Origin of the sequence: Actinomadura sp. 21ATH (genome assembly GCF_041951345.1) — a bacterium.
GTDB lineage: Bacteria > Actinomycetota > Actinomycetes > Streptosporangiales > Streptosporangiaceae > Spirillospora.
In genome coordinates, this window is record NZ_JBGNUR010000002.1 from 54716 (window position 1) to 79594 (window position 24879).

Consider the following 24879-nt stretch of genomic DNA (forward strand, 5'->3'; position numbering starts at 1 on the left):
CGTCACCTGATCCGGCCTGCGAGCATGGAACGGACGTCGGCGGGCACCGGGCGGCCGGCCGCCGCCCGCTCGCGGGCCAGGTCGCGGAGCATCCGGACCAGTTCCCCGTCGGCCCGCCGGCCGAGCCCCGCCACCGTCGCGAGCGGCATCCCGAGGAAGGCGCACTTGAGCACGCCGTGCCGCCAGGAGCCGCCGTCCAGCCGCTCGGCCGCGTACGGCCCGAGCGCGGCCGCGATGAGGCGGGTGTCGTCGGTGCGGAGGGCGTCCCGCACGACCGGGAGCGCGCCGTCCCCCACGTCGAGCACGTCGAGCGCCCGGAGGACGCCGCGCTTCTCGGCGGCGTCGCCGTGCCGGTAGGTGCGGGCCGCCTCGGCGGCCAGGTCCTCGCCGGCGAGCGGCAGGGCGGCGAGGAGCGCCACGCGCGCCGCGTCGTCGACCGTCCAGCCCGCCAGGCCGGGGGCGGCGGAGCCGAGCGGCCCGCGCCCGCAGCGCCGCCCGGCGGCGGGGAGCCGGGCGGCCAGCGCCGCCGGATCGGCCGCCACCAGGGCGCACGACTCGCGCAGCCACGCCGCGCCCTCCGCGGTGAGCCGGTCGTCGAGGGCGGCGCGTACGGTCTCCGGCCGCGCGCGCTCCACCGCCGGAACCGGTGCCCGCGCCGGGGCCGGCGGGGGCGGGGCCGCCGCCCGGGCGGCCCGCAGGAAGGCGAGGGAGCGTTCGGCCACGGCCGGGGCGGCGTGGCAGTGCCGGGGCAGCTCCACGGCCACCAGGCCCCGGTAGCCGATCTCCTCCAGGGCGGCGAGCACGGGCGGGAAGTCGATCTCGCCGGTGCCGAACTCCAGGTGCTCGTGGGCGCCGCGCCGCATGTCGTCGATCTGCACGTTGACGAGCCGGTCGCCCGCCCGCCGCACGCAGTCGGCGACCGGGAGCGGCTCGTTGCAGCGGCAGTGGCCGATGTCGAGCGTCAGGCCGAGGCCCTCCGGGTGGCCGAGGCGCCGGCGCAGCCGCTCGTACCCGTCCAGGTCGGCGACCAGCATCCCCGGTTCCGGCTCGAAGCCGAGCGGCACGCCGCGCCGCCCGGCGGCCTCCAGCACGGCGCCGCAGCCGGACAGCAGCCGCTCCCACGCCGCGTCCTCGGGCACGTGCGCGGGCCGTACGCCGCTCCAGAACGACACGGCCTCCGCGCCCAGGTCGGCCGCGATGTCGACGGCCGCGCGCAGGAACGCGACCCGCCTCTCCGCGCCGCCGTCGGACAGCAGCGTCGGCTCGTGCTTGCGGCGCGGGTCGAGCAGGTAGCGGGCGCCGGTCTCCACGACCACCGCGAGGCCGAGTCCGGCCAGCCTGCGGGACAGGGCGGCGACCCGGCCCGGCAGGTCCGGCGCGAACGGGTCGAGGTGCGCGTGGTCGAGCGTCAGCGCGACGCCCTCGTACCCGAGGTCGGCCAGGACGGCCAGGGCGTCCTCCAGGCGGTGCCCGGCGAACCCGTTGGTGCCGTACCCGAACCTGAGCCCTCCCCCGCTCACGTCACCGCCGCCTTCCGGGCCAGCAGCCGCGCGGCCGGGAACGCCGCGGCCACCGCGACCGCTCCGGCGCGGGAGCCGCCGCGGGCCGCCAGCGCCGCCTGGAGCGGCACCAGGCCGAGGATGCCCGCCCCGACCGCCCGCCGGACCCGGCCGGCCGCGGGCCGCCGGGCCGCCGCGAGCTGCGGGCCGCCGGCCGCGACGGCGTACCCGGCGGTGAGGGAGGCGGTGAGGAGCCGCTGCGCGGGCGCGGCACCGCGGCGGGCGCCGCCGAGCGCGGCGGCCGACACCAGGGCCGTCCCCGCGAGCGCCGCCAGCGGGACCGCGCGCCGCGTCCCCGCGACCTCGCCGCGCGACAGCGCGGTCACGCCGAGGACGTGCAGGCCGACCGCGAGCGCCTCCGGCAGGGCCCGCCCGGCGTCGCGGCCGCCCGTACCGGCGAGGACGTTCAGGGCGCGGGCCGCCGCCATGGCGAACGGCCCCGCCGGGGTGGCCTTGAGGACCAGGTCGTACGCCCACACGGTGCCCGCCAGCGGGACGGTGACGGCGAGCGCCCGGCGGCCCCCGGCGGCCCAGGACAGGGCGGTCCCGGCACCGGTCAGCCCGATGGCGAGCCCCAGGGCGAAGCCGGGGGTGACGCGGCCCGCGGGGATCGGCCGCTCGGGCCGCTCGACGCGGTCGGCGGCGCGGTCGGCGTAGTCGTTGAGGGCCATCCCGGCCCAGTAGAGGCAGACCGAGCCGGCGGCCGTCCCGGCGGTGCGGCGGCGGGACGGCCGGCCCGACGCCGCCGCGCCCGCCAGCACGTCGCCGGGCACCGTCAGCGCGGTGGGCCAGCGCACCAGGACGGCGACGGCCCGGAGATCGGGTACGGTCACGCGCCCGCCCCCAGCCGGTGCCGCGCCCAGTCCCGCAGCGCGTCGTACTGGGCCTGGAGCCGGTGGTCGGCCGTCCCGACGGGGTCCTTGAAGAAGAACGCCAGCGGCGCGAGCGGGCCGGTCTCCCCCGCCTCGTGCGCGCGGGCCGCGAACCGGGCCAGGTCCAGCACCAGCGGCGCGGCGAGCGCCGAGTCGCAGCCGGCCCAGGTGAACTGGAGCGTCATCCGGGCGCCGAGGAAGCCCTCGAACAGCACGTGGTCCAGGGCCGTCTTCCAGTCGCCGAGCTCGGGCACGTAGTCGATGTGCGTCTCGCCCGGCACCGGGTGGCCGAGGATGCGCGCCAGCCCGCCCCGCTTGGACGCCACCTTGCTCGCCGCCGCGGCGGGGTCGGCGAGGGTCGCGCCGTCGCCGCCGCCCAGCAGGTTCGTCCCCGACCAGGACAGCACCCGCAGCGCCCGCGCCGCGAACATCGGCGCCAGCGCGGACCGCAGCAGCGTCTCGCCGGTCTTGCCGTCGCTGCCGGCGTACGGGACGCCGCGGGACCGTGCCAGCGCGTCGAGCGCCGGGAGCCGCGGCCCGGTGGAGGGGGTGAAGTCGACGAACGGGCACCCGGCGCGGAAGGCCGCGCAGGCGTACAGGGCGCTGGGCGGCAGGACGTCCTCGCCGCGGGCCATGGCGCGCTCCAGCGCGCCGAGGTCGTCATGTTCCGGGCGGTGCTCGGCGGGCGGCTCGGTCGAGGACACGTTGACCACGACCACCCGGTCGAGGCCGTTGCGCTCGCGGAAGTCGGCGAGGTCGGCGGCCAGCCGCCGCACGGCGCCGTCCTGGTCGCCCGCGCCGGCGGGGTGCCCGTCCCGGAGCTCCCGCTCGGCGGCCTCCAGGTCCGGCCGTACGGCCGCCTCGACGGCGGCGGGCAGCACGCCCGCCGCCGTGAGCCGTTCGGCCCGCTTGACCAGTGGGGTCCCCGCGATGTCGTGGCCGCCGAAGACGAGGCCGGCGAGGGGCGGCAGCCCGGCGCCCGCGAAGTCCGCGGTCTCGCCCACCAGCCCCACCGGGCCGGCCAGGCCCGCCCGCACCGCCGCGGCCCCGGCCATGGCCGTGGTGGCCACCGAGCCGCGCGCGCCGGCGAACCAGAGCCCGGTGCGCCCGCCGGGCGTTCCGCGGTCCCGGTCGCTCATGGTGCGGTGGGCCGTGCGGCGGGCAGGTCGCTCGGGTAGGGGAAGCTCTGGAACGCCGCGTCCAGTTCCCGCGGGGAGCGTGGCAGCCAGGCGCGCTTGAGCGCGGCGTCGGTCCGGGCGGGGAGGCCCGGGTTCTCGGGCGAGTCCTTCACCGGCTGGGCCAGCGACTGCGCCGCCCAGCCGTAGCCGACCAGCCGGTCCACGGCCGACCACCAGCCGGCGTCGATGCCGAGGAGGACCTGGGCGCGGATGACGGCGTGCCAGCGGTGGTACGCCTCGGTGCCGCCACTCGGCGGGTCCATGGTGTGCAGCTTGTAGCCGTCGGGGAGCCGGGGGTCGTACAGCAGGCCCTGGGCCATCTGGGCGAAGCACGGGACCAGCCGGCCGAGGTGGTTCCGGTAGTAGGCGTCGAAGAACACCCGCTGGATGCGGGAGATCTCGGCGAGTTCGGCGCGCGCCGGCGCCCACAGGGCGGCGTAGGAGCGGCGGTAGTCGTCGCGGCGCACGTGCTCCAGCCACAGCGTGCGCCAGGACGGCACGGGCCCCACCTTGGCGCTGATGCCGGCGAACAGCTCCCGCCACGACGCCGGCGGGTTGAAGTAGCTGTACTGGTCGAGCCGGTACCAGAACTCGTTGGCCCGCGGGTCGCCCTTCATCCCCGGCACGTCCGGGATGGGCGGGTTGGGACCGGGCAGTTCCGGATCGTCGAGCGCCCGCTGCGCGGCGTCCGCCCGGGCGGGCCGCGCCCCGAGCCCGGTGCCGGCCAGTGCCGTGCCCAATCCGGCGCCCACGGCCGCGGCCGAGGTGGTGAGTACGGCCCTCCTGCCCACTTCGCTGATCCCGGCGTCATTCATCAGGGGTCTGCCTCCCACAAGGCGCGCATGAACGGACGGCCGCCATCGTGGGGGCGGGAGCTATAGAGCCTCTATACGCACACGCCGGAGGCAGGATGCACAGAAAACCTTGCACAATCATCTGTGCATAACTTAACGTGCAAGCATGAGCGAGTCACCGAGGCCACTGGAGATCACCGACCTGGAGGCGCTCAAGGCGCTGGCCCACCCCAGGCGGCAGCGCATCCTGCACCACCTCGGCCTGCACGGATCGGCCACTTCGGCGACGCTCGCCCGCGCCCTCGGGCTCAACACGGGCGCCACCAGCTACCACCTCAGGGAGCTGGCCAAGTACGGCTTCGTCGAGGAGACGCCCAAGCGCGGCCACTCGCGGGAGCGGTGGTGGCGGGCCCCCGTGCGGGACCTGCGCATCCCGCCCCGCTCCCGGCAGAGCGAGCAGATGCGGGCCGTCGTCGACGAGATGGCCCGGCTGGAGATCACCGACGACTTCGAGCAGTTCCTGCGGCTCCAGGTCCAGCGCGACGCGCTGGGCCCGTGGTCGGACGCCTTCCCGCACTCGCGGGGCTCGATCCGGCTCACGCTGGAGGAGCTGGACGAGTTCTTCGAGGAGTACATCAAGCTGATCAAGCGCTACAAGCGCAGCGAGGCCGACACGCCGCCGGGCGCCCGGACGGTGATGACCCGGTTCTTCGCGTTCCCCGCCCCGCCGGAGGAGTCCTCGATCAGCGAGAACGGCGCCGAGGAGGGGATGGGCTGACCGACGACCCTCACCGATCGGAAGGTGGGCCGCCGAGCGGCAACTCGGCGGCCCATGGAGGAAACGTCTCCGCCCGTGAGGGCGGCTCTCTCAACGCCTCTTCCACTGAACGGAGCATATCCGTGTCCCTCTTCAGCAGGTCGGCCCGCACCGGCCGCGCCTCGGCCGGCGCCGACCTCGCGTCCCGGCTGGACGCGGTCACCAAGGTCTACGGCCGCGGCCAGGGCGCCGTCACCGCCCTCGACAACGTCACCCTCGGCATCCACCGCGGCAGCTTCACCGCCGTCATGGGCCCGTCCGGTTCCGGCAAGAGCACGTTCCTGCACTGCGCGGCGGGGCTGGACCGCCCCACCTCCGGCGAGGTCCACCTCGGCGACGTGAGCCTCGCCGGGCTCGGCGAGGCCCGGCTCACCGAGCTGCGCCGCAGCCGGGTCGGGTTCGTGTTCCAGTCGTTCAACCTGATGCCCTCGCTCACCGTCCAGCAGAACATCGACCTGCCGCACCGGCTGTCCGGCCGGCGGGCCGAGCGCGGCTGGCGGCACGAGGTCGTCGACCGGCTGGGGCTGGGCGACCGGCTGCGGCACCGGCCGGGCCAGCTGTCGGGCGGCCAGCAGCAGCGGGTGGCGATCGCCCGCGCGCTGGTCACCCGGCCGGACGTGTTGTTCGCCGACGAGCCCACCGGCGCGCTCGACGTCCGCACCGCCCAGCAGATCCTCACGCTGCTGCGCACCGTCGTGGACGACATGGAGCAGACCGTCGTCATGGTCACCCACGACCCGGTGGCGGCGTCCTACGCCGACAGCGTGCTGTTCCTGACCGACGGCAGGATCGTCGACTCGATGATCAGGCCCGGGGCGGACCGGATCGCCGACCGGATGACCCGCCTGGAGGTGCAGGGGTGATGCTGTCCCTCGCCCTCGCCACCCTCCGCACCCGCAAGGCCGGGTTCGCCGGCGCGTTCGTGGCGCTGTTCTTCGCCGCGGCGCTCGTCGCCGCCTGCGGGACGCTGCTGGAGACCGGGCTGCGCGGCGGCATCCCGCCCGAGCGGTACGCGGGGACCCCGGTGGTCGTCGCCGGCGACCAGAACGCGCACACCGTCGAGCGCAAGAAGGACAAGGAGAAGAGGAAGTCCAAGCCGCTGGCCGAGCACGTCTGGATCCCGGCCGGGGTCGCCGACCGGCTGCGGTCGGTCCCGGGCGTACGGTCCGTGGTGCCCGAGGTGACGTTCCCGGCGTACGTCGTGGCCGGCGGGCGCCCGCTCACCGGGCCGGACGGCTCCCCGTCCTGGGGGCACGACTGGTCGTCGGCGGGCCTCACCCCGTTCACGCTGCGCGAGGGCCGCGCGCCGGCCGCCGCGGGCGAGATCGTCGTCGACGCCGGGCTCGCCGAGCGAGGGGGGCTGCGGCCCGGCGACGAGGTCCGGGTGCAGTCCGCCGCGGCCCCCGCCGGCTACCGGGTGACGGGCATCGCCGCCGGGCGGGCCGGCCCGCTGGAACGGCAGGCCGCGGTGTTCTTCAGCTCCGGCGAGGCGGCCCGGCTGGCGGCCCGGCCCGGCCGGGTCGCGGCGGTCGGGCTGCTGCCCGAGGCGGGCACCGACGCCGGGACCGTCGCCGAGCGGGCGGCCGCGGCCGTCGCCGGAACCGGCGCGAAGGTCTACTCCGGAGGCGAGCGCGGGCCGCTGGAGTTCCTCGACGCCGCCAAGGCGCAGGTGATGCTGATCAGCCTGAGCGGCACGCTCGGCGCCACCGCCCTGCTGGTGGCGGTCCTGGTGGTCGTCGGGACGTTCGGGCTGTCCATCCAGCAGCGGTACCGGGAGATCGCGCTGCTGCGGGCGGTGGCCGCGACGCCGCGGCAGGTCCGCGCGCTGATCGGCCGCGAGGCGCTGGTGGTCGGGCTGGTCGCCGGCGTGGCCGGCTGCGTCGCGAGCGTGGCCGTCGCGCGGTGGCTGCGGGCCGGGTTCGTGGAGGCGGGGGCGATCCCCGACGTGCTGTCGCTGTCGTTCTCCCCACTGCCGATGTTCGCGGCGATCGGCGCGACGACGCTGGCCGCGTGGAGCGCCGCCCGCGTCTCGGCCCGGCGGATCGCGCTGATCCGGCCCGCCGAGGCGCTCGGCGAGGCGGCGGTCGAGCCTCTCAGGCCGGGCGCGGCGCGGCTGGTGGCCGGGCTGGTGTTCGCGGCCGGCGCGCTCGTCGTGACCGTCGTCCTGGGCGGGCTGTCCACCGAGCCGACGGCCATGCCCGTCACGCTCGTCAGCGCGCTGCTGTGGGTCACGGCGGTCTCCCTGCTGGGCCCGGTCATCAGCGCGGCGGCCGCCCGGGCGCTGAGCGGCCCGCTCAACGCCCTGTCACCGGTCGGCGGCCACCTGGCCGCCGCCAACGCCCGCGCCGGCTCCCGGCGGCTGGCCTCGGTGATCGCCCCGCTCTGCCTGGCGGTCACCATGACGTGCACGATCCTGTTCGCCCAGACGACGCTGGGGCACTCGGCCGAGCGCGAGAAGCGGGAGGGGATCACCGCGCAGTACGTGCTGGCCTCCGAGGCGGCCGGCGTGCCCGGAGCGGCGGCGGAGGCGGCCCGCGGGGTGAAGGGCGTCGAGACCGTCACCGAGATCGTCGAGACGGAGGCGCGGGGGCTCGGCCTGGGCAAGTACACCGTCCAGGGCGTCACGCCGGAGGGCGTGACGCGGACGATGGACCTCAGGACCACGGCCGGCTCCCTGGAACGGCTGGGGCCGGGCACCGTGGCGCTCAGCACCAACGGGGCGTCCCGCGCGGGTGCCGAGGTCGGCGACCGGCTCCGGCTGCGGCTCGGCGACGGGACCCTGATCTCGCCGACGGTGGTGGCGATCTACTCGCTGCAGCTGGGGTTCGCCGACGTCACCCTGCCCCGCGACGCGGTCGCCCCGCACGTCGACGCCCCGCTGAACGCGTCGGTGCTGGTGCGGACCGCGCCCGGCGCCGGCGGGGTGGAGCGGGCCCTCGCGGACGCGCTGCGCGGCCACGCGGGCGTCCAGGTGGCGGACCGGCAGGAGGTGCGCGCCCAGCAGGCGGCGCAGCAGCGGACCAACCAGCGGGTGCAGTACCTCGCGATGGGCCTGATCATCGCGTTCGCCGCCATCGCCGTCGTCAACACCCTGGTCATGGCGGCGGCCGGCCGGACCCGCGAGTTCGCCCTGCTGCGGCTCATCGGCACCACCCGCCGCCAGGTGATCCGGATGACCCGCTGGGAGTCGGCCGTGGTCGTGCTGGTCGCGGGCGCGCTCGGCTCGCTCCTCGGCCTGGTGGTCCTGTCGGCGTTCGCGACCGGCATGACGCGCTACGGGACGCCGCACGTGCCGCCGGCGGCGTACCTGGGCGTGCTGGCGGCCGCGGCCGCCACCGCCTTCCTGGCCACCGAGGGCGCGGTACGGGTCGCGCTGCGCGGGCACCCGGCCGACACGGTCAACTCGCGGGAGTGACGCCCGGCAGGGGCCGCGCCTCGATCAGCGTCGAGCGCGGCCCCTCCGTGGCGGAGACCTGCTCGAAGCCGCCGCGGGCGAGCAGGTCCCGCCACTGCGCGGCGGTGCGCTCCCGGCCTCCCAGCAGCACCAGCATGTGCAGGTCGAGCAGCTTCGCCGGGTGCGGCTCCCCGTCCTCGGGGACGACCTGCTCCAGCAGCAGGAGGGCGCCGTCCGGGGGCATCGCCTCATGGCAGCGCCGCAGGATGGCCACCGCCTCGCCGTCCGCCCAGTCGTGCAGGATCTGGGCGAGCACGTACACCCGGCCGCCCGCAGGCACCCCGGCGAAGAAGTCGCCGCCGGCGCAGCGCGTCCGGCCGGCCAGGCCGGCCTCCGCCAGCGTCCGGCGCGCCCCGTCCACGACGTGCGGGAGGTCGAAGACGATGCCCTTGAGGTCGGGCCGGGCCGCGAGCAGGGCCGACATGAGGACGCCGTTCCCGCCGCCGACGTCGACGACCGTCCCCGCGCCGTCCCAGTCGCGTTCGAGCAGCGGCAGCAGGCGCATCTCCACCAGCCCCGCCTGGGCCCGGTCGAACCGGGCGGCCTCCTCGGGGTGCTCCGCCAGCCAGTCGAAGAACGGGCTGCCGTACACGGCCGCGAACGCCGCCTCGCCGGTGCGCAGCGAGTGCGCCGCCCGGGACCAGGCCACGTATGCCTCCCCCGACATCAGCTCGGCGAAGTGCCGCAGCGAGCCGGGCTCGGCGGCGCACAGCAGGCGGCCCTCGGCGGTGAGCGCGAAGGTGCCCGCGGGGTCCTCGGTGAACAGGCCCTCGGCCGCGAGCACCCGCAGGAAGCGGTGCAGCGCGCCGGCGTCCGCCCCGGTCCCGGCCGCCAGCTCCGGTACCGCGGCGGGGCCGTCCGCCAGCCGGTCGGGGACGCCCAGCTCGCAGACCGCGTGGATCGCCTGCGACACGATGAAACCCATGATCTTGCGCCGTACGGCCGCGTTCGCCGCGCCGCCGGTCCCGGTGCCGCTCATCGGGCGGTCAGCGACAGCGCCGGGAACAGCGGGACCTCGGCCATCGTCTTGAGGTAGTCCGAGCCCGCGGTCCCGCCGGTCCCGGGCACCGTGCCGATGATCTTCAGTGTGATCCCCCAGTGGGTGCGCTTCATCCCGCGCCAGGCGCCCTCCAGCCGGGCCAGCTGCATCGCCACCCCGGTCAGCCCGGACTCCGGCAGCCGGCCGGACGCCGCGACGAACGCGTCCTGGAGGGTGGGCCGCGGCGCGTCCACGGCGGGGATCTTGTCGGCGTGCGGGTGCCGCGGGCGGGCGGCGCTGTGCAGCTCCACCTCCCGGTACGCCCTGGACTGCAGGGCGCTGCGCCCCGAGGTGTACTCGCGGATCACGGCGAAGGACTCCTTCGGCATCGTCGTCACCACCCGGTACAGGGCGGCGGTGGCCTCCAGCCTGCCCGCCGCCTCGGCCAGCTCCGCCGCCGCCAGCTCCGGGTCGTCGAGCTCCAGCGCCCGGGTGGCCCGGGTGAGGTGGCCGACCACCTGCCGGTACAGCATCTCGAAGATCTGGATGCTGCGGATGAACATGTGCTCGTCGTGGAGCCGGGTGGTCGGGAGCATGGCCAGCTCCACCACGCGCAGGTGCGCGGCCGGCACGGCGGCGAGGGCACCGCACGCCCGCTCCCGGCAGTACGGCGCGAACTCCGCTCCCTCGGCCCGCTCGGGCCTGCCGCCGGGCGCGTCCGGGACGTCGGGGGCGAGCAGTCCCGACTTCGACAGCGCGAGCAGGCACGCCTGCGTGCGCGCCCGCTGCTCGCGGTGGCCGGGGTCCCGTTCCAGCGCCGCCGCCTCGGTCGCCAGCAGCTCGGCGATCAGCGTCACGATGAGCGCGTCGAGCCGCACCCCCGCGACGCCCTCCAGCAGCTCGGTGCCGAGGTAGGAGTCGTAGTCCCCGTCCTCCTGGTCGAACGTGCCGGGCAGCCAGGCCACCAGCGACCACGCGCCGGCGGGCCCGGCGGAGCCGCTCAGCCGCTCGTGCGCCGCGCGCAGCGCCCGCACCAGCCGGCGGTCGGCGGCCGTCCGCCCGACCGCCTGGTAATGGGCGATGACGGCGTCGTACGGGAATGGCCCCAGGCTCCGGTTCCAGCGGGCCAGCGCCCGCAGCGCGCGGTTTCCGGAGATATCGTCGCGATCGGCTTCGAGGGCCGACTTCCGCGCCCCTCCGACACCCGTTGCGGTCAATTCGTCCACGATGTTTTCCAGCCATAGAACGCCATTCTCGGATGCTGCTCCGGGGTCCTATATGGCGGCTATACGGGCGGGGCGACGGCGTCGTCGATCCGGCGGTCCGCGCCGCGGACGGCCGGGCTGAGCGCGGCCGCCCCGACCAGGGCCGCCATGATCGCGCTCATGCCGAGGACGGTCCACGCCGTGCCGACCGCGCCGATGGCCAGGCCGGCGGCCAGCGACCCGAGCCCGACCGGCCCCATCGCGATCAGCGTGACCGCGCCGCCGACCCGGCCCATCAGCTCGTCGGGCGTGGTGCGCAGCATGTAGAGCGCGCCGGTGACGTTGAACAGGCCGCCGATGTAGCCGCTGGCGCAGAACAGCGCGCCCAGCGCCACCGGGTCGTCGGTGGCCGCGATCGGGGCGATCAGCACCGCCCAGACCGCCAGGGCGCCGATGACCAGCGTCCGCAGCGTCAGCCGCCGCGTCCACGCCGCGGCGGTGAGCGCGCCCGCCAGGCCGCCCACGCCGGACAGCGCCGCGATCGGGCCGACCAGGGCGGCCGACCGCCCCGCCTCCGAGAGGACCACCATGAGCGCCAGGTTGAGCCCCTGGAAGAGCATGTTCGAAATGGCGATCAGCATCGTGACATCACGCAGGAAACGGCGCCGCCAGACCCATACGGAGCCCGCGGCGACCTCCTGGCGAATTCCGCCGCGCGGGCCGGTCCGCTCGTTCTGCAGCCGCTTCCCGATGGACCGGACCAGCAGCAGGGAGAGCAGATGGAAAACCGTGCAGAAAAGGAACGGCAGGATCCGGTCGAGCGCGTAGAGCCCGGTCCCGAGCGGCTGGCCGAGCAGCGCCGCCGCGCGGGACCTGGCCTCGTTGCGCGACTGCGCGAGCGACAGCTGCGCGGGCGGGACGACGTGCCGGACGGCCGACCGCTCGGCGAGCTGGTAGACGACGCCGAGCGAGCCCTGCGCGAACGCCATGGCCATGAGGAACGCCCACGGCGCCGCCCCCGCGGCCAGCGCCGCGGTGACGGCCGCGGCGGCCAGCGCGCAGCCCGCGTCGCACGCCAGCATCAGCCGGCGGCGGTCGTAGCGGTCGACCAGCACCCCGGCGGGCAGCTGGACGACCAGGTTCGGCGCCAGCGCCGCGAAGCCGACCCAGCCGGCCGCGGCGGCCGACCCCGACTGCCACAGGACGAGGAGCGGGTACGTGATGACGCCCATCCGCAGCCCCAGGGCGGTGCCGCCGGCGCCGAACCACAGGAGCAGGAAGTCGCGGTTCCGCCCCAGCCGCGCGGCCGGATCGCCGGCCGTGCCGCCGCCGGCCGTATCGTCCGTATCGTCCGCCTTCTCTGCGGCCGCCATCGCCGCCGGACCTCACCGCACCCCGCGGCGGCACCAGTCCAGGACCGCCATCGCGCTGTACATCTTGTTCGCCGCCTGGTCGAAGGCGATGCTGGCCGGCCCGTCCAGGACCGCGGCGGTCACCTCCTCGCCCCGGTGGGCGGGCAGGTCGTGCATGAACGCGGCGTCCGGGCTGGCCCGCCACAGGTCCGTCGTCACCTGGAAGGGCGCGAAGGCATCCCGCCAGGACGGGTCGGGCTTGCTCGTCCCCGTCGTCTGCCACCGGGTCGTGTAGACGACGTTCAGGTCCGCGGGCAGCTCGCCCATGTCGTGCCGTTCGAGCACCGCCGCGCCGGACCGCTCGGCATGCGAGCGGGCGCGCGCGAGGACGTCCCCGGGCAGCCCGTACCCCGGCGGCGTGCGCAGTTCGAGCTCCACGCCCGGGAACCGGCTGAGCGCCAGGGCGAACGCGACGGCGGTGTTGTTCCCCTCGCCGACGTACAGCACGCGCAGCTTCTCCACCCGGCCGAACCGGCACGCGAGGGTGGTGAGGTCGGCGATGGCCTGCGTGGGGTGCTCCTCGGCGCTCATCGCGTTGATCACCGCCATCCGGTCCTGGCCGGCCCAGCCGCGCATCTCCGCGGTGTCGTCGGCGGTACGGGCCACCAGCACGTCCAGCATCCGGGCGAACACCCGGCCGGTGTCCCGGCTGGTCTCGCCGGTGTTGGTCTGCAGGTCGTCGGGGCCGAACGTGACGATCCGCGCGCCGAGCCGCTGCGCCCCCGCGGAGAACGCGGTCCGGGTCCGGGTGGAGGTCCGGCGGAAGTAGACGCCGACCACGTCGCCCTCCAGCGGCCGGCCGTACGCGCCGTCCGCGCCCGCGTACCGGGTGCTCGTCTCGACCAGGTAGTGCAGGTCGTCGTCGGTCAGGTCGTCGATCGAGATCAGGTGTCGCACGGTCTCCGCCCTTCGGTTCGGCCGTCCGGCCCGGTGGCGCCCTCTGCCAGGGCCGCCAGCCGCGCCAGGGTGAGGTCGCGGTACGGCAGCGACGGTTCGAGCCGCAGCCCCGCCCGCCGCGCCGCCGCGATCATGTGCAGCAGGGCGAGGGAGTCCCCGCCCAGGTCGGCGAAGCGGTCGGTGGCCGCCACGGGCCCCGTCCCCAGCACGCGCGACCAGATCTCCGCGAGCCGCCGCTCGGCGGGGGTGGCGGGCGGCGGGCCGGCGGCGGGCGCGCGGCCCGCCGCACCGCCGGCGGCCTCCAGCGCGTCCCGGTCGAGCTTGCCGTTCGCGGTCAGCGGCAGCCGTTCCACCGCCACGACGCGCGAGGGCAGCAGGTACGCCGGGAGCAGCTCGGCGAGCCGCCCGCGCAGCTCCTCCGGGCGGACGGTGCCGTCCGGGCCGGGCACGACGTAGGCGGTCAGCGACGTCGCGCGATCGGCCACGACGGCCGCGTCCGCCACGCCGGGGAGCCCCGTGAGAGCCGCCTCGATCTCGCCGGGCTCCACCCGGTGCCCGCGGATCTTCAGCTGGCGGTCGGCGCGGCCCAGGAACACCAGCGTCCCGTCGGCCTCCCGGCGGGCCAGGTCCCCGGTGCGGAACAGCCGGGAGCCCGGGGGGCCGTACGGGTCGGGGACGAAGCGCTCCGCCGTGAGCGCGGGCCGTCCCAGGTAGCCGAGGGCCACGCCGGGGCCGCCGACGCAGACCTCCCCGGCCACGCCGGGCGGGACCGGTTCGAGGCGCTCGTCGAGGACGTGCACCGCGGCGCCGGGGATCGGGTCGCCGAGCGGGACCGACGGCGTGTCCACGGGCCCGTCCACGGGACGGTACGCGCAGCCGACGGTCGCCTCCGTGGGCCCGTACTCGGCGCCCAGGCGGACCGCGCCGCGCCACCGCTCGGCCTGGCCGGCCCGCAGCCCCTCCCCCGCCGTGACGATCAGCCCCGCGAGGTCCGCGAGCCCCCGTTCACCGAGGCGCTCGCCGGCCCATGCGAGCTGGCCGGGGGTGAGTTCCACGAACGAGAACGGCCCCGCCTCCCGCAGCGCGGGCCCGAGGTCCGCGGGCCCGAGACCGGCCGGCAGGAGGTGCAGCGGCTGCCCGGCCAGCCACGGCGCGAACAGCGCCGGGACGGCGATGTCGAAGGCGACCGAGGCCAGCAGGGGCGCGCCGCCCGTCCCGGCGCCGGCATAGGCCGCCACGGCCCAGTCCAGGTAGCAGGCCAGTCCCCGGTGCGAGACGAGCACGCCCTTGGGCCGGCCGGTGGACCCGGAGGTGTACGCGACGTACGCCGGGGCGTCCAGGTCGTCGCGGCGCGGAACCCTGCCCGCGCCGCCGGCCGGCACGCGACTCACGTCCAGCACCGGCACGCGGCCGGCATCCGGCCCCGGTGCGCCGCTCATGTCCGGCCCGGGAGCACCGCTCGCGCCCTGTACCGGGGCGCGGCCCTCGTCCAAGGCGTGCGCGCGGCTCTCGCCCGGGCCGGGAGCGTGGGCGGGGTCGAGGAGGGGGCGGTGTTCGGGGGCGGTCAGCACCGCGGAGACGGCGGCGTCGGCCAGCGTCAGCGCGATCCGCCGCGCCGGGTGGGCGGTGTCGAGCGCGAGGTAGGCGCAGCCGGCCTTCCACGCGCCGAGGAGGGCCGCCGGGAGGTCCGGGTCGTCGCGCGTGAGGAGCACCGCGACCACCGAGCCGGGCGCGGCGCCCAGGTCGCGCAGGGCGCGGGCGAGCGCGTCGGCCCGCTCGTCGAGTTCCCGGAACGTCAGCCGCCGCTCGCCCGCGATCACGGCGGCCGCGTCCGGCGTTCGCCCGGCCTGCCGCTCGAACGCGGCGGTCACGCAGACCGGGCCGGCGGGGCCGGCGGGGCCGCGGCCCCGCTCGATCAGGCGGTGGCGCTCGGCGCCGGTCAGCGGGCCGGTCCGGGCGTCGCCGTCCAGGTCGCGGACGATCTCCTCCAGCACCAGGCGGATCTTCTCCAGGAAGCGGGCGCCCTCCGCGCGGGGCAGCACCCGCGTGCTCGTGGACAGCAGCAGCCGGGTGCCCATGGCCCCGACGCACAGGGCGAACTCGTTGGGGCTCTCGTCGATGCTGGCCTCGAAGTCCACCAGCTCGGTGTCGACCTGGTAGAAGTCCAGGTAGTGGAAGAGCGCGTCGATGGGGCGGCGGCCCAGCTCGCGCTGGATCTCCGGCATCGGGAAGCGGCGGTGCGGCCACAGCTCGATCTCCCGCGCGAAGACCTGCCGCACCAGCTCGCGCCAGGTCCCCGGGACGCCGTCGAAGGCGAACGGCACGGAGTTGAGGTACATCCCCGACACGCGGTCGGCGCCCAGCACCTCGGGCCGGGCGTCGCACACCATCCCGCTGAAGAACCGCCGCTCGGGCGTGTAGGTGGCGAGCACCGTGAGGAAGGCGGCGTGCAGGACCGCCTTCAGCGGCACCTTGGCGCGCGCCGCGGCGGCGCGCAGCTCGGCCTCCAGGTCGGCGAACGACAGCGCGCCCTCGTACCGTTCCGGGGGCTCGCCGTGCCCGGCCTCCAGCTCGAACTTCGGGTACTCGCGGACGATCCGCCGCCAGTAGCCGCGGTCTTCGGCGGAGGCGAGCGAGCGCTGCTCCGCGGCGATGAAGTCGGCGTAGCGCACGGCGGGCGGGCGGGCCGGTTCGGGCTCGCGGCCGTCGCGGAGGCGCCGGTAGGCGCCGAGCAGCTCCATCAGCTGCGTGTGGTAGCTCCAGCCCTCCAGGATGCCGTGGAACTCGGTGATCGACAGCCACCAGCCGGTGCCGTCCATGACGTGGACGAACATCCGCATGAGCGGCGGCCGGGCGAGGTCGAACGGGGTGCGGCGCTCGCGCCGGGCGTGCTCGCGCAGCAGCCGGCCCTGCTCCCCCGCGTCCAGGCCGCGCAGGTCGGCCGTGCCGAACGGCATCTCGGCGCGCTCGTGGACCAGCTGCACCGGCACCGAGTGGCCGGCCAGGTCCATCCCGGTGCGCATCGCCTCGTGCCGCGCGACGATCAGGGCCAGGGCCCGCCGGAACGCGTCCGGGTCGAACGGCCGCTCGTCCCGGATCCGGAACGAGGTGTGGTTGTGGTAGCGGTGCTCGGAGTCGGCCGCCATCTCCAGCGCCATGCCGGTCTGGATCCGGGACATCGGGTACGCGTCGGCGATCCCGCCGGGCAGCGCCGCCCGGTCGGCGGCCGGGAGCAGCGCGAAGGGCGCCACCGGCGGGGCGTCCTCGGCGGGCGCGGGACGGCCGGTGATCAGGACGCACAGCTCGGCGATCGTCCGCCGCTCGAACACGTCCCGAACGGTCACGTCCATGCCCGCCGCGCGGAGGGCGCCGACGAGCGCCACCGCGCGCAGCGAGTCGCCGCCGGAGTCGAAGAAGCCGTCGTGGACGCCCACCCGGTCGCGGCCGAGGACCTCCGCCCACGCCCGCGCGACGCGTTCCTCCGCCGGCGTGCGCGGGGGCACGTGCCCGGCGCCCGCGGGGGCGGCCGCGTCCGGGTCGGGGAGGGCGTCGCGATCGACCTTGCCGTTGGGCGTCAGCGGGATCCGGTCGAGCCGCGCCAGACTCGCGGGCAGCATGTACGCGGGCAGCCGCTCCGCCAGGTCGTGGAGCAGGCCGGCGGGGTCCCACTCGGCCGGCGCGCGCGGGACGACGTACCCGGCGAGCCGGCCGCCGGCCGCGACCACCACCGCGTCGGCCACCCGGGGGTCGGCGCACAGCGCGGCCGCCACCTCGCCGGGCTCGATCCGATGGCCCCTGATCTTGACCTGGTGGTCCGCGCGGGCGACGAAGTCGATGGTCCCGGCCGCGGTCATCCGGCCCAGGTCGCCGCTGCGGTAGAGCCGCGAGCCGGGCGGCCCGTACGGGTCGGGGACGAACCGCTCGGCGGTCAGGTCGGGCCGGCCCGCGTACCCGCGCGCCACCCCAGCGCCCCCGATGCACACCTCGCCGACCACGCCGAGCGGCAGCGGCCGCAGGTGCTCGTCCAGCACGTACATCGTGGTGCCCGGGATGGGGCTCCCGATGGACACCAGCTCGCCCGGCTCCGCGTCGCCGGGGAAGTGCGCCGAGTTCCCGACGGTGATCTCGGTGGGGCCGTACTCGGCGGCCAGCCGGGTCCCGTCCGGGCCGGCGAGCGCCCGCCAGCGCCGGGCCAGCCGGGTGGTGAACGCGTCACCGGCCGCGATCACGAGCCCGGCGAGGCCGCGCGCCTGGGCCGGGGTGAGCTGCTCGGTGAGCAGGTCGAGGTGGCCGGGGGTCAGCTTGACGAACGCGTACGGCGCCCCTTCGGCCAGCAGCCGCCCCAGCTCGGCCACGTCCAGGTCCTGCGGCAGCAGCCGCACCGGCCGGCCCGCCAGGAGCGGCGCGTAGAGGTCGGGCACGCCGAGGTCGAAGGCCACCGAGGAGAACACCGGCGCCCCGCCGTCCCCTGCGGACGCGTACGCGTCCAGGGTCCAGCCGAGGTAGTTGGCGAGCCCGCGGTGGTGGACCAGCACGCCCTTCGGGCGGCCGGTGGACCCGGAGGTGTAGATGATGTACGCGAGCGAGTCCGGGTCGGCCGGTGCCGGGACCGCCGGCGGGGCGGACGGCCGGTCCGCGAGCCCGGTCCCCGCCGCGTCGACCGGGACGGCCGTCAGGTGCGCGACCGCCGCGGCGTGCCGGGACTCGGTGAGGACGATGCGGGCGCCGGCGTCGTCCAGCATCAGGGCCAGCCGCCCGGGCGGGTGGTCCGGGTCGAGCGGGACCTGCGCGGCCCCGGCCTTCCAGACGCCGAGCAGGCACGCCACCAGCTCGGGGCCCCGGTCCAGGAGCACCCCGACCCGGTCCTCGGGCCCGGCGCCCAGCGCGCGCAGGTGGTGGGCGATCTGGTCGGCCCTGGCGTCCAGGCGCGCGTACGTCCACCGCTCCGCGCCCGCGACGACGGCGGTCGCGTCCGGGGTCGCGGCGGCCTGCCGCTCGAAGACCTCGTGCACCGGGCCCAGGCCGCTCGGCGGGCGCGGCGGCCCGCCGAGCAGGACGGCGCGCTCCTCGTCGCCGAGGACGCCGAGGGCCGAGAGCCGCGCGTCCGGCGTCGCGGCGATCGAGGCCAGCAGCCGCCGGTAGTGCCCGGCGATCCGGCCGGCGGTGGCCCGGTCGAACAGCGCGGTGGCGTACTCCAGGTGCCCGGTGAGCGGGCCGCCGGGCTCGTCCACCATGAGCAGCGTGAGGTCGAACTTGGCGACGCCCGACCCGGCCTCGACCGGCTCCACCCGCAGCCCGGGGAAGTCCGCGGCGGCGGCCGGCCCGCTCCGCATGTCGAACATCACCTGGTAGAGCGGCGTGCGGGACAGGTCGCGCTCGGGCTCCAGCTCGGCGACCAGCCGCCCGAACGGCAGTTCCCGGTGCTCGAAGTCGGTGAGAACGCCGTCCCGGTTGCGTTCCAGCAGGTCGCCGAAGCGCGGGTCGCCCGTCCACCGGGCCCGCAGCACCAGCGGGTTGGACAGGTAGCCGACCAGGGGTTGCAGCTCCGGCCGGGACCGTCCCGACACCGAGGTGCCGACCGCGACGTCGCCGGTACGGGCGTAGCGCCCGAGGAGCACCTGGAAGGCGGTGAGGAGCAGCATGAACGGCGACGCGCCGCGCTCGCGGGCCAGGCCGCGCAGCCGGGCGGCGAGCGGGTCCGGCACCGTGAACCGCAGGGACGCGCCGCGCCAGTCCCGCACCGCCGGGCGCGGCCGGTCGGCGGGCAGGTCCAGCGGGGCCAGGCCGTCGAGCCGCCGCCGCCAGTGGTCCAGGTGGCGGCGGACGAGCGGCGCCGCGAGCCGTTCCCGCTCCCACGCGGCGTAGTCGGCGTACTGCACGGGGAGGGGCGCGATCGGCGCCGCCGCGCCCTCGGCCGCGGCCCGGTAGAAGGCCGCCAGCTCCTCGATGATCACCGGGTAGGACGCCGCGTCCACGGCGATGTGGTGCAGCATCAGCACCAGCACGTGGTCGTCGGCGGCGAAGCGCAGCAGCCCGGCCCGCAGCGGCGGCTCCGCGCCGAGGTCGAACGGTTCCGCGGCGGCGGCCTCCTCCACCGCGCGCGCCGCCCGGTCCGGCTCGGCGATGCCCGGCAGGTGCCGTACCGCGAGCGGCGGCCCGCCGGCCGGGTCGATCACCTGCCGGGGGCGGCCGTCGGCGAGCGGGAAGCGGGTGCGCAGGATCTCGTGCCGTTCGACCAGCGCCACGAGCGCCGCGCGCAGGCACCGCTCGTCCAGCCGGCCGCGCATCCGGAGCAGGAGCGGCGCGTGGTACTCCGCGCTGCCGGGGTCCAGCCGGTTGAGGAACCACAGCTGCTCCTGGCCGGACGACAGGGGCAGCGGCCCGCCGCGGTCGACCGGGACGACCGCGCCGCTCGCCGCGCGGCGCGCCCCGGCGGAGCGGCGCCTGCGCAGCAGTTCCTCGCGCAGCCGTTCCGCGCCGAGCGCCGTGGGCTCCACGGGTGCGTTCACCGGGCGTCCTCCAGTTCTCCGGCCACGGCCCGTTCCAGGGCCCGCGCGAGCGCCTCGACGGTCGGGCCGTCGAAGACCGCGCGCAGCGGGAGCGCGACCCCGTACTCCTCCTGGAGGACGGCGACGAGCCGGGCGGCCAGCAGCGAGTTGCCGCCGAGCCGGAAGAAGTCGTCCCGGACGCCGAAGCCGGGCGCGGGGCGGCCGGAGCCGGCGCCCAGCAGTTCCGCCCACACCTCGGCGACGTGCTCCTCGACGGGGTCGCGCGGGGCGACCGGCTCGCCGGCCCCGCCGCGGCCCAGGTCCGGGACGGGCAGCGCGGCGCGGTCGACCTTGCCGTGCAGGTTCCGGGGAAGCGCGCCGAGCGGCACGAACAGCCGCGGGACCATGTGGTCCGGCAGGTGCCGCGCCGCGTGCGCCGCGAGCTCGGCCGGGTCCGGGTCCGCTACGCCGGCCCGCTCGCAGTAGGCCGCCAGCACCGCGCCCTCGCCGTGCTCGTGGAGGACGACGGCCGCCTCGCGGACCGCGGGATGCTCGGCGAGCACGGCCTCGATCTCGCCCGGCTCCACCCGGTGCCCGCGGACCTTCAGCTGGCCGTCGCGCCGGCCGACGAACACCAGCGTGCCGTCGGGGCGCATCGTGCAGACGTCCCCGGTGCGGTAGAGCCGGGCGCCCGGCGGGCCGAAGGGGTCGGGCACGAACGCGGCGGCGGTCCGGGCGGGGTCGCCGGCGTAGCCGCGGGCGACGCCGTCGCCGCCGACGCACAGCTCGCCGGGGGCGCCGGGCGGGACGGGCCGCAGCCGGTCGTCCACCACGTACGCGCGCGTCCCGGGGAACGGCGTGCCGATCGGGACGGACGCGGCGTCGGCGGGCACGTCCCAGCGGGTCGCGGCGATCGTCGCCTCGGTCGGGCCGTACTCGTTGACCAGCCGCCGGACCCGGGACCGGATGTCGCGGGCCAGCGCGGGCGGGCACGCCTCCCCGCCCATCGCCGCGACGACCGGCCGCCGCCCGAACCCGGCCTCGATCAGCAGCCGCCAGTGCGCGGGCGAGCCGCCCAGGTGGGTGACGCCGTGCGCGTCGGCCAGCGCCAGCTGCGCGGCGCGGTCGTCCACCTCGCCGTCGGCGGCGAGCACCACCCGGCCGCCCGCGGCGAGCGGGACGAAGATCTCGGCCGCCGAGATGTCGAAGGAGATGGAGTGGATCGCCAGCCAGGCGTCGCCGGCGCCGAAGCCGTAGTGGTCGCGCTTGCTCCGGACGAACCCGGCCAGGGCGCCGTGCCGGACCTGGACGCCCTTGGGCCGCCCAGTGGACCCGGAGGTGTAGACGACGTAGGCGAGGGCGTCCGGGTCGGGCGGCGCGGCCGGTCCCGGCGGGCGGCCGGCGCAGTCCACGTCGACCAGGACGTACGGCCCCTGGTACACCTCCTTGAGGCGGCCGAGCAGCGCGCTCTCGGTCACCACCACGCGGGCTCCGGCGTCGTGCAGCATGTGGCCGAGGCGGCCGGGCGGGGTGTCGGGGTGCAGCGGCAGGTAGGCGCCGCCCGCCCGCCAGACGCCGAGCAGGGCGGCGGGCAGGGCCGGGGTCCGGGTGAGGAGCACGCCGATCACCGCCTCGCGGCCCGGGCCGTGGGAGCGCAGCGCCGCGGCGACGCCCTCGGCCCCGGCGGCCAGCTCCGCGTACGTCAGCGCGCCGCCGGACCCGGTGACGGCCGTGGCGCCGGGCGCGCGGGCGGTGTGCTCGGCGACGAGCTCCGGCACCGTGGAGGGAGGCGGCGCGGGGCCGCCGGCGAGCACCGGCCGCCGCTCGCCCTCCGTGAGCAGCTCCAGGTCGGCCAGCGGCAGGTCCGGCCGCGCCGCGATGGAGCCGAGCAGGCGGACCAGCCGGCCGGCCAGCCGCCGCACCGTCTCCTCGTCGAAGAGCGCGGTGGCGAACTCGATCATGCCGCGCAGCTCCCCGTCCGGGCGGCGCCGCAGGGACAGCGTGAGGTCGGTGCGCGCGACCCGCCAGGACCGCCGGACCAGGGCGTCGTCGAACGGCAGGCTGGTCAGGCCCTCCTCCTGGAGGTCGAACATGATCTGGTACAGCGGCGTGCGGGACGGGTCGCGGTCCGGCGCGAGGAGCTCCACGAGCCGGTCGAACGGCAGGTCCTGGTGGGCGAACGCGTCGCGCGTCACCCGCCGGACCCGCCGCAGCGCCGTGGTGAAGTCCGCCTCGGGGTCCAGCCCGCACCGCAGGACCAGCGAGTTGAGGAAGAAGCCGACCAGGTCCTCCAGCTCCGGGCGGTCGCGGCCCGCCACCGACGTGCCGACCACGACGTCCCACCGCCCGGCGTGCCTGGCCAGCAGCGTGGCGAAGGCCGTCAGCAGCGTCGCGAACGGGGTGGCCCCCGCCCGGCGGCCGATCTCCAGGACCGCCCCGGCGACCGGCGCCGGGACGGTGAAGGCGACGACCGCGCCGCCCGGGTCGCGTTCGGCCGGGCGGGGCCGGTCGGCGGGGAGCTCGAAGCGCTCCAGGTCCCGCAACGCCTCCACCCAGTGCTCGCGGCTCCCGCCGCCGGTTTTCGCGTGCTGCCAGGCGGCATAGTCGGCGTACTGGAGCGGCAGGGCGGGCAGCTCGGCCGACCTGCCCTCCAGGAGCGCGCGGAAGTCGCGTTCGAGCACGACCGACGACCAGCCGTCGCAGGCGATGTGGTGGACGGTGAGCAGCAGGGTGTGCTCGCCCTCCGGCGGCCGGACGAGCAGCGCCCGCCACACCGGGCCGCGGGCCAGGTCGAAGCCCGTCCCGAGCTCCTCCCGGGCCAGCGCCGCCAGCTCGTCCTCGTCCGCCGCGCCGGTGACCCGCAGCGGTACGGAGACCGCGGGCTCCACGATCTGGAACGGCCCCGCGCCGTCCGCGCCGTACCGGGTGCGCAGGATCTCGTGGCGTCCGGCGAGCCCGTCCAGCGCCGCCCGCACGGCCGCGACGGGCGTGTCCGGCGGCAGCCTCAGCACGATGGGCGTCACCCATTCCGGGCTCGGGTGGCTCATCCGGTCCAGGAACCAGAGCCGCCGCTGGCCGGGCGACAGCGGCGGGCGCCCGCCCCGCGCCGCCGGCCGCAGCGGCTCGGCGGGCGCCGCCGCCCGGACCAGCCGGGCCTGCCCCGCCACGGTCGCGGTGCCGTGCAGGTCGGTGATCTCCACGTCGCGGCCGAAGGCGGCGCGGAACCGTCCGGCGAGCCGGGTCAGCAGCAGCGAGGAGCCGCCGAGCTGGAAGAAGTCGTCGTGCGCCCCGATCCCGGGCGCCCCGCCCGCGCCGGCCGGGAGCAGCTCCGCCCAGATGTCCGCGACCCGACGCTCGTCGGGGGTGCGCGGCGCCTCGTGCGCCGGGCGGCCGGCGGCGCCGCCGCCGGCCGCGGCGGCGCGCTCCAGCGCGGCCCGGTCGAGCTTGCCGCTCGCGGTGAGCGGCAGCGCGTCGAGCGGCACGAACTCCGCGGGCACCATCGGGCCGGGCAGCGCGGCGCTCAGCAGCCCGCGCAGCGCCGCGGGATCGCCCCCGCCGACGACGTGGGCGACCAGCCGTTCGGCGCCGTCGGCCGCCCGCCGGGCCGTCACCGCCGCGCCGGTCACCCCCGGGCAGCGCAGCAGCGCGGCCTCGACCTCGGCGGGCTCGATCCGGACGCCGTTGACCTTCACCTGCCGGTCGAGCCGCCCGAGGTACTCCAGCGTGCCGTCCGGGCGCCAGCGGACCTGGTCGCCGGTGCGGTAGAGGCGGGCGCCCGCGGGCCCGTACGGGTCGGGCACGAAGCGTTCCGCGGTCAGGTCCGGGCGGCCCGCGTAGCCCCGCGCCACCCCGGGGCCGCCGGCGTGCAGCTCGCCCGGGACGCCGACGGGCACGGGCCGTCCCGCCGCGTCCAGGACCAGCACCCGCATGCCGTCGATGGGGCGGCCGATCGGGACCGGGCCCGTCCGCTGGGCGGGGTCGAAGCGGTGCGCGGTGACGTCGATGGAGCACTCGGTCGGGCCGTAGGTGTTCCACACCTCCGCGCCGGTGTGCCGCAGCAGCCGGTGGCACAGCTCGGCGTCGAGCGGCTCGCCCGCGCTGAACAGCAGCCGCAGCGACGCGAGCGCGCCCTCGGCCGCCGCCGGCTCCGCCGCCAGGAGCCGCAGCACCGACGGGACGGCCTGCAGCACGGTGACCCGGTGCTCGGCGACCGCGCGGGCGATCGCGGCCGGGTCCCGGTCCGCGCCGGGCGGGGCCATCACGACCGTCCCGCCGCTCACCAGCGGCGCGAACACCTCCCACGCCGCGGCGTCGAACGCCGGCGACGTCCGCTGCAGGACCCGGTCGCCCGGCCCGAGCCCGTGCGCGCGGACCGTCCATCCCACCCGGCCGGCGATGCCCTCATGGGTGACGACGACGCCTTTCGGGCGGCCGGTCGACCCCGAGGTGTAGATGGCGTAGGCGGCCTGGCCGGGGGCGGCGGTCACGGGGGCGCGGGCGGGCGCGTCTCCGGTCCCGCGAGGTGCCCCGTCCAGGGACACCCACCGGGCCCCGGACGCCCCCGGCTCACTTACCGGTCCCTGTTCCCCTGCCGGTCTCTGTTCCCCTGCCGGTCTCTGCTCCCCTGCCGGTCGGCGGGCGGCCGCCTCGTGCGTCAGGACGATCCGCGCGCCCGCGTCGGCCACCAGCGACTCCAGGCGGTCGCGCGGGTGGGCGGGATCGAGCGGCAGGTACGCGGCGCCCGCCCGCCACACGCCGAGCAGGGCGGCGGCGAACCCGACGCCGCGGTGCAGGGCGACCCCCACCACCTGCTCAGGGCCGGCGCCCAGGTCACGCAGCAGGCCGGCGATCCCGTCGGCCCGTTCGAGCAGCGCGGCGTAGCCGATCTCCTCACCGCCGGCGACCACGGCGGTCCGCGCGGGCGTCCGGGCGGCCTGCGCCGCGACCTGCTCGGCGAGCGGGACGAAGCGCCCGGGCGCGACGCTCACCGCGGCTCCCCGGCGGCCATCCGGCGGCGCAGCCCGGCCGGCCGCATGTCCGTCCAGACCTCGGCGATCCTGGCCAGGCAGGCCGCCCGGTCGCCGCGGGTGCCCTCGGTGCGCCAGCCGGCCGGCGGGTCCCGGTCCGCCCACCAGATCGAGTACTGCTCCTCGTCGTTCACGACCACGTCGTAGAGCTCCTGGTCGTCCACGGCTCTTCTCCTCGTTCTCAGACCGTTCCTCGG

14 protein-coding genes are annotated in these 24879 nt (G+C 77.2%); 3 read left to right on the forward strand and 11 right to left on the reverse strand.

Annotated features, from left to right (window positions below):
- Window positions 1–2: 2 nt before the first annotated feature.
- From ACA361_RS06935 to ACA361_RS06950, 4 genes are read right to left on the reverse strand one after another with little or no spacing between them, the layout of a single operon-like run.
- Window positions 3–1520 carry an EboA domain-containing protein gene (locus ACA361_RS06935; protein WP_375010970.1) on the reverse strand — a complete coding sequence of 506 codons (1518 nt, stop codon included), beginning with the start codon at window positions 1518–1520 and terminating at the stop codon, window positions 3–5.
- A complete protein-coding gene (locus ACA361_RS06940) occupies window positions 1517–2392 on the reverse strand; it encodes an SCO3242 family prenyltransferase (protein WP_375010971.1) in 876 nt (291 codons plus the stop codon). Before ACA361_RS06940 ends, ACA361_RS06935 begins: the two co-directional genes overlap by 4 nt.
- Entirely contained in the window at window positions 2389–3570 is a 1182-nt protein-coding gene (locus ACA361_RS06945; protein ID WP_375010972.1) for an inositol-3-phosphate synthase, read from the reverse strand. Before ACA361_RS06945 ends, ACA361_RS06940 begins: the two co-directional genes overlap by 4 nt.
- The gene (locus ACA361_RS06950) at window positions 3567–4424 is read right to left on the reverse strand and encodes a hypothetical protein (RefSeq protein WP_375010973.1); all 858 of its coding nucleotides are present in this window, start codon (window positions 4422–4424) and stop codon (window positions 3567–3569) included. The genes ACA361_RS06945 and ACA361_RS06950 overlap by 4 nt, the downstream gene beginning before the upstream one ends.
- Window positions 4425–4569: 145 nt before the next feature.
- Here ACA361_RS06950 and ACA361_RS06955 point away from each other — a divergent pair, with 145 nt between their 5' ends.
- The 3 genes from ACA361_RS06955 to ACA361_RS06965 all read left to right on the forward strand — a co-directional run bounded on the left by ACA361_RS06955 (window position 4570) and on the right by ACA361_RS06965 (window position 8635).
- Window positions 4570–5181, forward strand: a complete 612-nt coding sequence (locus tag ACA361_RS06955) for an ArsR/SmtB family transcription factor (RefSeq protein ID WP_375010974.1) — start codon at window positions 4570–4572, stop codon at window positions 5179–5181.
- 122 nt (window positions 5182–5303) lie between these two features.
- Window positions 5304–6083: an ABC transporter ATP-binding protein gene (locus ACA361_RS06960; RefSeq protein ID WP_375010975.1), complete on the forward strand. Its 780-nt coding sequence runs from the start codon at window positions 5304–5306 to the stop codon at window positions 6081–6083.
- Window positions 6083–8635 (forward strand): FtsX-like permease family protein, encoded by a 2553-nt coding sequence (locus ACA361_RS06965; protein ID WP_375010976.1) that lies wholly within the window; start codon window positions 6083–6085, stop codon window positions 8633–8635. Before ACA361_RS06960 ends, ACA361_RS06965 begins: the two co-directional genes overlap by 1 nt.
- Here the strand turns inward: ACA361_RS06965 and ACA361_RS06970 are convergent.
- The 7 genes from ACA361_RS06970 to ACA361_RS07000 form a co-directional block, all read right to left on the reverse strand.
- The gene (locus ACA361_RS06970; protein ID WP_375010977.1) at window positions 8619–9653 is read right to left on the reverse strand and encodes a methyltransferase; all 1035 of its coding nucleotides are present in this window, start codon (window positions 9651–9653) and stop codon (window positions 8619–8621) included. The genes ACA361_RS06965 and ACA361_RS06970 overlap by 17 nt on opposite strands.
- A complete protein-coding gene (locus ACA361_RS06975; protein ID WP_375010978.1) occupies window positions 9650–10870 on the reverse strand; it encodes a hypothetical protein in 1221 nt (406 codons plus the stop codon). The genes ACA361_RS06970 and ACA361_RS06975 overlap by 4 nt, the downstream gene beginning before the upstream one ends.
- Before the next feature lie 68 nt (window positions 10871–10938).
- Entirely contained in the window at window positions 10939–12231 is a 1293-nt protein-coding gene (locus ACA361_RS06980) for an MFS transporter (RefSeq protein ID WP_375010979.1), read from the reverse strand.
- Window positions 12232–12243: 12 nt separating this feature from the next.
- Window positions 12244–13167, reverse strand: coding sequence for an ornithine carbamoyltransferase (locus ACA361_RS06985; protein WP_375010980.1), 924 nt, complete (start codon window positions 13165–13167; stop codon window positions 12244–12246).
- A complete protein-coding gene (locus ACA361_RS06990) occupies window positions 13155–19676 on the reverse strand; it encodes an amino acid adenylation domain-containing protein (RefSeq protein ID WP_375010981.1) in 6522 nt (2173 codons plus the stop codon). Before ACA361_RS06990 ends, ACA361_RS06985 begins: the two co-directional genes overlap by 13 nt.
- Entirely contained in the window at window positions 19673–24643 is a 4971-nt protein-coding gene (locus tag ACA361_RS06995; protein ID WP_375010982.1) for an amino acid adenylation domain-containing protein, read from the reverse strand. The genes ACA361_RS06990 and ACA361_RS06995 overlap by 4 nt, the downstream gene beginning before the upstream one ends.
- Window positions 24640–24846 carry an MbtH family protein gene (locus ACA361_RS07000; RefSeq protein ID WP_375010983.1) on the reverse strand — a complete coding sequence of 69 codons (207 nt, stop codon included), beginning with the start codon at window positions 24844–24846 and terminating at the stop codon, window positions 24640–24642. Before ACA361_RS07000 ends, ACA361_RS06995 begins: the two co-directional genes overlap by 4 nt.
- Window positions 24847–24879: the final 33 nt, after the last annotated feature.